This window comes from Bradyrhizobium sp. P5_C11_2 (assembly GCF_054049755.1).
This window is the reverse complement of sequence record NZ_JBFULT010000851.1, coordinates 1-2,179: the sequence shown is the minus strand read 5'-3', so window position 1 is coordinate 2,179 and position 2,179 is coordinate 1. Positions and strand designations below refer to the sequence as shown.

1 protein-coding gene is annotated in these 2,179 nt (G+C 60.9%); it reads left to right on the top strand.

Features of this window, described 5'->3' with window-relative positions; translation table 11 throughout:
* Nucleotides 1–211 precede the first annotated feature (211 nt).
* Nucleotides 212–2,179: tetratricopeptide repeat protein (locus tag ACXJL8_RS39415; RefSeq protein WP_456686847.1), on the top strand; the 1,968-nt coding region annotated here is incomplete at its 3' end.

The window sequence follows — 2,179 nt, the reverse complement described above, 5'->3', positions numbered from 1 at the left end:
CAGCTTGGCGGCGAGGCGACCGTCGACTTCCTGCCGCGCGGCGTCGTCTGCACGATCAGCTTCGCGCTGGACGACGTGCGCTGAACGGACTGAAGGACTCTTAGGGGCGACACCAACCGCTCATGGCGACCGCTGGCGCAAGCCGAACGGTTGGCAGCGCCAGGCATCCAGTCTACCATCAAGCGTTTTTATTTTGATTTGGCGGGGACCTATGCGTCGCTTTTCGTCGTTGGGGCTGTTGTGCCTCCTGCTTTGCTCACTTTGCTCTCTTCCTTCACGTGCCGCCGAAGGAGACCTGCAAAAGCTCTTGCGCCTCTACCAGGAGGCCATGGCCGATGGAAGATACGTACAGGCCATCGAGTATGCGAAGACGTGGCAAGCCATCGCGTTGCCGCGCACGAACAAGAAATATCCACCCACCGCCGTCCGCGCCGTTTCCGAAGACAACATCGCCCGGGCGTATCTCCAGCTCGGCGACTACAGCAAGGCCGAAGAATTATCGCGCAGCGCCATCAGGAACGGAGAGCAGGCGTTCGGCGCCGACAATCCCATGATCGGGGAGATCCTTGCCGGTCTCGGCAACACGCTGAACCTGACCGGCGACTATCAAGAGGCCTTGAAGATTCATCTTCGCAGCCTCGAGCTGTTCGGCCGCACGACGCAAGGCAAGGAGTACAAGAACTTCGCGCTAGCGCAGACGTATTCGAATCTCGGCAATGTCTACAGCAACCTGGGCCGCTGGAAAGAGTCCGAGGAAGCATACAACGCCGGACTGACGGTTATGAGCGCGGTGTCGAAGATCCGGCCCGGAAGCTACAATCCGGAGACAAGCCTTGCCGCGACGGAAACTGTCCGCGGCAGGAACGATCGCATGGTGACGATGCTCATGAACAATCTCGGCTCACTCCTCAGAGAGGAGGAGCGTTACGAGGAAGCGGAGACGTTGCTCAAGCGGGCGCTGGCCATGGACGAGACCATCAAGGGACCCAATCACCCGGATCTGGCCAATCCATTGCAGAACCTCGCCGTCGTTTATACGGAGCTGAGAGAGTTCGACAAAGCCGCCCCGTTATTCCGCCGGGCATCGCGGATCGGAAACAACCCGACTGCCATGGCGAGGGCGGCGCTGGGCATGGGCAAGCTGGAGAAGCTGCGCGGCAACATGGATGCTGCTCAAGGGGAGTATCTCAAGTCATTGGACTACTTTGGGCAGGCTTTTGGGATGTCTTCCTTCATCCGGTGCGCGCCGCTGCTTCCGCTTGGTCAGATCGCATTGGCGTCCGGGAAATATTCACAGGCCGAGAGATATGCCGGGCAATGCCTGGAGCTCATCAAGGTGCCGGACACCGAACGTGAACTCTACATCGCCGAGGCCTATGAGATCATGGCGGGCGCCTCGTTGAAGCGAGGTGATCTCACTGATGCGATCGAGCGCTCGCGAAAGTCGATCGAGATCCGCCAAAGATTGCGCGACCATGTTGGGGGCGACACGATCACGGAAGGCGTGGAGAAGCATCTCGCCTTGCTTGAACAAGGGCGTGATGCGAACGTCGCCGGTGGCCCGGCGCGACTGTCCGCCGAGGCTTTCGAGGCTGCGCAGTTGCCGCTCCGCTCGACGACCGCGGCGGCACTGCAGTCGATGGGGCAGCGAGCGGCTGCCGGCTCTCCCGAGCTCGCCGGCCTCGTTCGCTCGGAGCAGGATCTGAACGGCGAGGTCGAGTCTCTGAGAAAGAGACTGGCCGATGGACTGGCCAGATCCGAGACGGAACGCAATGCCGCACTCATCGCTCAACAGCGGCAAACACTGGCAGCGAAGGAGGCCGAGCTCAACAGGATCAAGAGCAGCATCGCCGCCAAATCCCCGTCCTTTGTCGAGCTGACGTCGACCAGCGTTGTGAAGGGTGCTGAGGCGCAGCAACTTCTTTCCCCCGATGAAGCACTCGTGTTCTGGTCGCTGGGCCAGAGCAAGGGATATGTATTCGCGGCAACCAGGGAGCAGTTGATCTGGAAGAGCATCCCGCTCAGCCGAAGTGCCGCGGCTCAGAGGGTTGCCAGCTTCCGCAAGGGCCTCGGTGTGGATGACACGGAGATCTTCGATCTCGCCCGGGCCTTTGAACTCTACCGCGACCTGTTCGGCGCCCTTGACGAGCTGATCAAGGACAAGCGGCACTGGATCCTC